The following is a 6,529-nucleotide window of genomic DNA, read 5'->3' on the forward strand; positions in this document are numbered from 1 at the left end:
TTCGGGAAGTCAAGATAACCACCCTTGCTTCATGTATAACTCTCGCATGCTTATAGTCTTATGAGGCAAAGGGCTCATGAAGAAGGCGGCTCCTCAGATCGACTACCATAGTTTAACACCGCGCCCCCGCCGTAAATACGTGAGGGGCAAAAAATGCCTAATTTCCGGGCACTGCCGGAATCTGCTTGACATAAAAGGGCTTCTGCGGTAAAAATTGTACGAAATTGTTTTCCAAAGTGTATCCTCAGGCGCACGGTTTGCCGATACTCCTCCTTCTCTTCATGGGGCCGTTTTGCCCTCTTCAGTGGGGGAGGGATGCCCCGGCGAAAGGGATAATCTGATGGTGAAGAAGAGACAGAGCAGCGTCCTCCTCGAGAATGTCGATCGGACGGCGACCGCACTCGTGCGCCGCGAGCTCCTGAAATGTATCGGACTGACCGAAGAAGAGATGAAGCGTCCGCTTGTCGGGGTCGTGAATTCCTGGACCGAGTTGACCCCCGGCCATCTTCACCTGCGCGAGGTGGCCGAGGCAGTCAAAGCGGGCGTTCGCATCGGAGGCGGAACGCCGCTTGAATTCAATACGCCGGCCCCGTGCGACGGGTACGGCAACGGCCTCGATGGGATGAAGTATGTCTTGCCACTGCGCGACCTGATCGCCGATTCCGTCGAGACAATGGTGCTCGCGCATCATCTGGATGCCCTCGTATTTATCTCCTCATGCGACAAGATCGTGCCGGCCCACCTCCTTGCAGCGGCCCGGCTGGATCTGCCCTCCGTATTCGTTACCGGCGGCCCGATGCTCCCCTTCGACCTGTTCTTGCCGAAGGACGCGCCCCGAATTCTCAGCCAACTGGTCTGCCCGTCCTCCGGCGCATGTCCCGGAATGGGAACCGCCAATACCATGCAGTTTCTGGTCGAAGCCCTGGGAATGAGCCTTCCGGCCTCCGCGACAACCCATGCCGTGCAATCCGAGAAAATCGTGCAGGCCAAGCAGAGCGGAATGCTGGTGATGAAGGCGCTCGAAGCCGGCCTCAGCCCGCGCGCCGTCATGACGCGGCAGGCCCTTGAAAACGCGGTCTCCGTGCAGATGGCCTCCGGCGGATCGACCAACGCCGTCCTGCACGTGCTCGCGCTCGCCGATGAGCTCGGAATCGAATTCGATATCTCGGAATATAACCTCTTCTCACAACGCGTGCCGCATATCTGCGGAGGACTGCCGTCCGGACCGTATTCGATTCTGGATATTCACAAGGCCGGCGGCGTGCCGGCTATCATGATTCAGCTTGGCGACCTGATTCACGGCGACGCGCTCACGGTAACCGGAAGAACAGTAGCCGACAACCTGGTGGGCAAATGGGCGCTTGATGAGGAAGTCATCCGCCCGCGCTCGAACCCATTTCATGCCGAGGGCGGAATCGCCATTTTGCGGGGCAATCTGGCGCCCGACAGCGCCGTCGTCAAACAAAGCGGCGTGCCGGAATCGATGCTGGTTTTTCGGGGACCTGCGCGCATTTTCGAGAATGAGGCCGAATCGGTTGAGGCCGCGCTGAATCGCGTGTTCCAGCCCGGCGAAGTCATCGTCATCCGCAACGAAGGCCCGAGGGGCGGGCCGGGCATGCGCGAGATACTCACCGTGACCGAACAGTTATTCCAGATGGGACTCGAGGAGCAGGTCGCAATCATCACCGACGCCCGCTTCTCGGGTTTCACCCGCGGCCCCGCCATCGGACACGTTTGTCCCGAGGCCTACGAAGGCGGGCCGCTGGCCGCCGTCAGAAACGGCGACTTCATTAAAATCGATATACCGGCGCGGACCGTCGATGTCGAGATATCGCGAGAGGAGATGGATAAGCGGCTGCGCCAATGGAAAAGGCCGGAGAGGAATCTGAAGGGCTATCTCGCAAAATATGCTGCCCTCGTTTCGCCCGCATATCGAGGAGCGGTGGTAAAGGTCTGAATACCATAAAGGAGACAACGAATGGAACTGAAAAAAGTACTCGCCGGATGGAATAAAGTTTGCCCCGGTTGTAATATCGCCCGAAAATATCCAAAATCCTTTATCGGCCGAAAGGTGCGCGCTCACTGGGAGAACGGATGCCCGGTGCATGACGCGTACGTGGAGGTCTACGGCGCGAACGAGCCTACTTCGAAAAAGAAGGCATCAAGGAAAAACGCGCCGAAGAAAAAAGTCGCGGCCAAGGCCGGCGCCGGCAATCCGGGCAAACCACAGGCAAAAGGTGGACAGAAGAAAAAGAAATGATTACCCTGACGTAAGGGGGAGAATTCGCAAGGTCTCGCCCGTTTCCCAGACGGGCCCTTAGAGAAAATCCTCGAGGCCCCGCTTCTTCAGTTCATCGACGACTCGGCGGACGTCGGGCGCGCGCTCCTTCTTGCATACCAGCAGCGCGTCCTCCGTCTCGATGATAACGATGTCTTCGAGCCCGATGACCGCCACCAGCTTCTTGGTGCTGTGAATGATGTTTCCGGTGGATTCAATTGAAACGACCTTGGCGTCGAGGAAATTGTTGTCCTTATCCTTCGGCCAGATCTGCTCCATCGCAGCCCAACTGCCGATATCGTTCCAGCCGAAGTCGCCTTTGAGCAGAGCCACGTCGCTTGATTTTTCCATAACGCCGAAGTCGATCGACTCGGCTTTGAGCGACGGATAAATCTTCTCGATCGTCTTTTCTTCGCTTCCCTTGCCGATCGCGCTCTCTATTTTCATCAGGCCCTCATACAGATCGGGCAGGTGAACCTTGATCTGTTCGAGAATGACCGACACCTTCCACACGAACATGCCGCTGTTCCACATGTAGTGGCCGGTTTTCAAGAATTTTTGCGCCACCGCCTTGGTGGGTTTCTCGCGGAACGCGACAACCTTATAAATATTTTCCTCCTGCACCGAATCTATCTTGTGTCCGATCTGTATGTAACCGTAGCCGGTTTCGGGAAACGTGGGCTGGATGCCGATGGTAACCAGTTTGTCTTCCTTTTGCGCGAAAGCAACTGCGGCTCTTACTATTTTGCGGAACCGATCGGCGTCGGTAATCAGATGATCCGACGGCAGAACAAGCATGGCCGCCTCTTCATCGATCGCCTTCAAGTGGATGGCGGCCAGCCCGATGGCCGGCGCGGTATTCTTGCCTTCAGGCTCAATGAGAATGTTTTCGGTCGGAACATGCGCGAGCTGGCGGTCGATCTCCTCGAAATGGATGTTGCCGACCACAACAATGGTGTGATTGCCGTCCACCAGCGGCCCCAGCCGCTCGACCGTCTCCTGAATCATCGTCTTGTTGCTCACGATGTCGAGCAATTGCTTGGGCTTGTTCCTTCGACTCCTCGGCCATAGACGGGTCCCGGAACCGCCGGCCAGAATCACCGCATACAGATGACTGTCTCTTCTCATCGGGATTTTCCCCCCTGCATGCCCTCATCTGCAACTGGAGATTTTCTTTTCATAACTCTGTATTCTGACAAGAAAGCTCTTTTCTTGTCAATTCTTTTACCGCCGCAAGCGCCCGCGATATCAGCGCTCTCCAAAACGCGCCCGCGCATCCCGGTGCATGCGGTTCAGAATGTCCGTCAAATCGACGCGCGCCTGCTCCATTTGCTCGGGAGAGGCATCCTTCGCAATCCAGATCGGCTGATCGTAGAAAAAGACCATGCGCGTGAACGGCAGCGGCAGCAGGGTCCTGTCCCAACTCTTGAACAGGATTTTCCGCTTCGCCCACACCATGACCGGCACCAGCGGAAGCCCGGTCTCTTTCGCAATCTTGATGATCCCGATCTTCGCGATCCCGAACGGCCCGCGCGGGCCGTCGGCGACCAGTCCTCCGCTGCACCTGCGCTCATTAATGATTTCGACCATGGTGTTGAGGGCATCCTTCCCGCCGCGACTGCTCGAACCGCGGGCACTCATGAAACCAAGCCGCTCCAGCGTCCTCGCGATCAGCTCGCCGTCTCTGCTCTGGCTCACCATAACGATGCCCTGCCGGTTGCGGAAATGATATGCATAATACAGCAGCCCCTGATGCCACGAAACGAAGAGGAGCGGCTGGCCCTCGCGCAAGAACTGGTCCTCATGCTCTTTGCCGAAAATCTCGATCCGGCACGTCCGGTACAGCGCGCCGGCAAATAGGGTGAACAGGCGCGGCACCAGCGCCAGCACGAGGCGAAACTTCCAGTCGTACCTCTTTTTCGGCTCCTCAAGCGCGTCCACGTGCGTCAATTTCAGCCCCTCATCACGCCGGCTGCTATCGCAAGCGCGCCGAGCAGCCAGCAATAATATGCAAACATCGAAATCCTTCCCCGCCTGACCACCCGCAAGAGCAGTAATAGAGATGCTATCCCGACACCGGCCGCAATAACAGTCCCCGCCGCGACGCCTGCCGCACCGATACCTTCGGCGCCGGCGGCGGGGGAATAGTCCTTCAATTCGAAAAGGAGAGCGCCAAAGATGGCCGGGATTGAAAGCAGAAAGGAGAAACGGGCGGCGGTCTCGCGCGGTAACCCCAACAACATTCCGGCGGCTATTGTCGAGCCCGATCTCGAAACCCCCGGGATTATCGCCAGCCCCTGCACGACTCCGATCAGCGCCGCCTGCAGAACGCCAATCCCGCCCGAGCCGTCCATTGCGAGGCTGACAACCTCCTCTCTTCTCCATTCAGTCAGCATGAGAAGGGCCCCCGTAACCAGCAATCCCGCGCCCGCCGCCGTCATCGAACCGAAGAGCTTCTCGAATTGATCCGCAAAGACAAACCCGATGACCGCCGTGGGTATGCTCCCGACAATAACCGCAACCAGGAAGACCTCGCCGGACGCCCCGCTGAATGCGCGCGTGCGAGCGATGGCGATCGCGGCACGAATCATTTCAAGGATGTCTCTGCGAAACACGAAAAAAACGGCCGAAAGCGTGCCGACGTGCAACATCACGTCGAGAAACACCTGCGGCTCGCGCATCCCGAATGCGTTCTGGAGGATGACGAGATGACCGGAACTGCTGATCGGCAGGAATTCAGTCGCGCCCTGCACGATCCCGAGGATTATGGCTTGTATGAAAAAAATGGAGCAACCTCACTCGAAAATCAGCCCGCGGACTCTTCCTTCGGCAACGCCCGCCGAACGCAGCCGCGCGGCAACTTCGGCGATATCGGGAACGTACACCTTTATCATGCTGCACCCGCCGGCGGGGATGACGAAGTAATCGCCGACCGACGCCGGAATGAGAACCGAATCGCCGGCGGAAACAACAACCTCGTCGCCGCTCTCTGTCCTTATCGCCGCGTTTCCCTTCAGCACCATGTATGAATCGAACCGGCTTAGGCTCGTCGTCGCGCCCGCGCGCTCGCCCAGATCGAGGAGCTCGGCCGCAAAATAAGGACATGCAACCAGGTACGTCTTCCGGTTGCGCCCCTCGATGATCTCGACCGGCGCCACTTTCTCGGGAGACGCATCATCAAAATTGATGACCTCGAGCGCCTGCTCGATGTGGAGTTGCCGCGGCTTGCCGTCTGCGCCGACTCTCCCCCAATCGTATACGCGGAACGTCGTGTCCGAATTCTCCTGTATCTCGCACACCACCAGGCCCGCACCCATCGCGTGCACACAGCCCGCCGGAACGTAAACCGTGTCGCCCGCTCTAACCGGAAACGTGTTCAGAACGGCGGGAACCGTATTGGAGCGGATCGCCTCCTCGAATTTCTTACGAGTCGTGCCGCGCTTCAGCCCTTTCACCAGCGTCGCGCCCGGCTCGGCATGAAGGATATACCACGCCTCCGTCTTCGCCTCCGCCCCCGCGTAACGGGCGGCGCCTCCTTCATCCGGGTGCACCTGCACCGATAAGAGCTCGTTCGCGTCAATGAACTTGTTCAGCAGCGGGAAGGGCCGCGCGCCCCTTTTATTTCCCACGCCGAGAAGCTCGTTGGGGTATTGCAGGAGGACATCCCGCAGCGTCTTTCCCGCCAGCGCGCCATTCCGAATGACGCTGTTGTCCTCGCCGCGGCACGTGATCTCCCACGACTCGCCAATCGGATCGACCGGCGGCAGTTTCTTGCCGAACATCGTCTCAAGCCGGCGCCCGCCCCAGATGCGGTACTTGAAGACCGGCTCGAGCACGAATGGATACAATCTTTGTTGCGCTTGCATCCTGCTATTTTACACTTCCGGCGCGGGCGAGTAAAGCTCCTTTCTCAAAGTCCGACGCCCCCAGGTGATATTAACCAAAAATACAACTGTTTATATCATTGCTGTCAGGGAGAATTTCAATACGGCCTTGTGATTTTCAAAAACACATATTTTTTACAGGGCCGATTTGAGTGACAATCTAAGGCTGTCCACAAAAAAGCTTTTTTCACCGCAGAGACGCGAAGAGCGCAGAGGAAAACAATACACAACATGACCTCCCAAATCATCCTTAATTTCGTCTTTGCGACCTCTGGTGTGCCAGGAAAAGCCTGGCTGACTTTATAATCTGAAACGTGATTATCCTGCTAATTGCTCGTACAGCAGGTAGCGAAGCGGGCGGCAAGCG

6 protein-coding genes are annotated in these 6,529 nt (G+C 57.8%); 2 read left to right on the top strand and 4 right to left on the bottom strand.

What is annotated here, in order from left to right; all coding sequences use genetic code 11:
• The first annotated feature begins 340 nt into the window (after nucleotides 1–340).
• Nucleotides 341–1,957, top strand: a complete 1,617-nt coding sequence (locus C4520_22065; protein ID RJP14040.1) for a dihydroxy-acid dehydratase — start codon at nucleotides 341–343, stop codon at nucleotides 1,955–1,957.
• 21 nt (nucleotides 1,958–1,978) lie between these two features.
• Entirely contained in the window at nucleotides 1,979–2,260 is a 282-nt protein-coding gene (locus C4520_22070; protein ID RJP14041.1) for a hypothetical protein, read from the top strand.
• Nucleotides 2,261–2,317: 57 nt separating this feature from the next.
• Here the strand turns inward: C4520_22070 and C4520_22075 are convergent, their stop codons facing one another.
• From C4520_22075 to C4520_22090, 4 genes are all read right to left on the bottom strand, one after another.
• Nucleotides 2,318–3,406 carry a mannose-1-phosphate guanylyltransferase gene (locus C4520_22075; protein RJP14042.1) on the bottom strand — a complete coding sequence of 363 codons (1,089 nt, stop codon included), beginning with the start codon at nucleotides 3,404–3,406 and terminating at the stop codon, nucleotides 2,318–2,320.
• 120 nt (nucleotides 3,407–3,526) lie between these two features.
• A complete protein-coding gene (locus C4520_22080) occupies nucleotides 3,527–4,228 on the bottom strand; it encodes a DUF374 domain-containing protein (GenBank protein RJP14043.1) in 702 nt (233 codons plus the stop codon).
• 2 nt (nucleotides 4,229–4,230) lie between these two features.
• Nucleotides 4,231–5,064, bottom strand: coding sequence for an undecaprenyl-diphosphate phosphatase (locus C4520_22085; protein RJP14044.1), 834 nt, complete (start codon nucleotides 5,062–5,064; stop codon nucleotides 4,231–4,233).
• 9 nt (nucleotides 5,065–5,073) lie between these two features.
• Complete coding sequence (locus C4520_22090) at nucleotides 5,074–6,144, bottom strand: mannose-6-phosphate isomerase (GenBank protein RJP14045.1); 1,071 nt, start codon at nucleotides 6,142–6,144, stop codon at nucleotides 5,074–5,076.
• Nucleotides 6,145–6,529 lie beyond the last annotated feature (385 nt).

Source organism: Candidatus Abyssobacteria bacterium SURF_5 (genome assembly GCA_003598085.1).
Lineage (GTDB): Bacteria > Abyssobacteria > SURF-5 > SURF-5 > SURF-5 > SURF-5.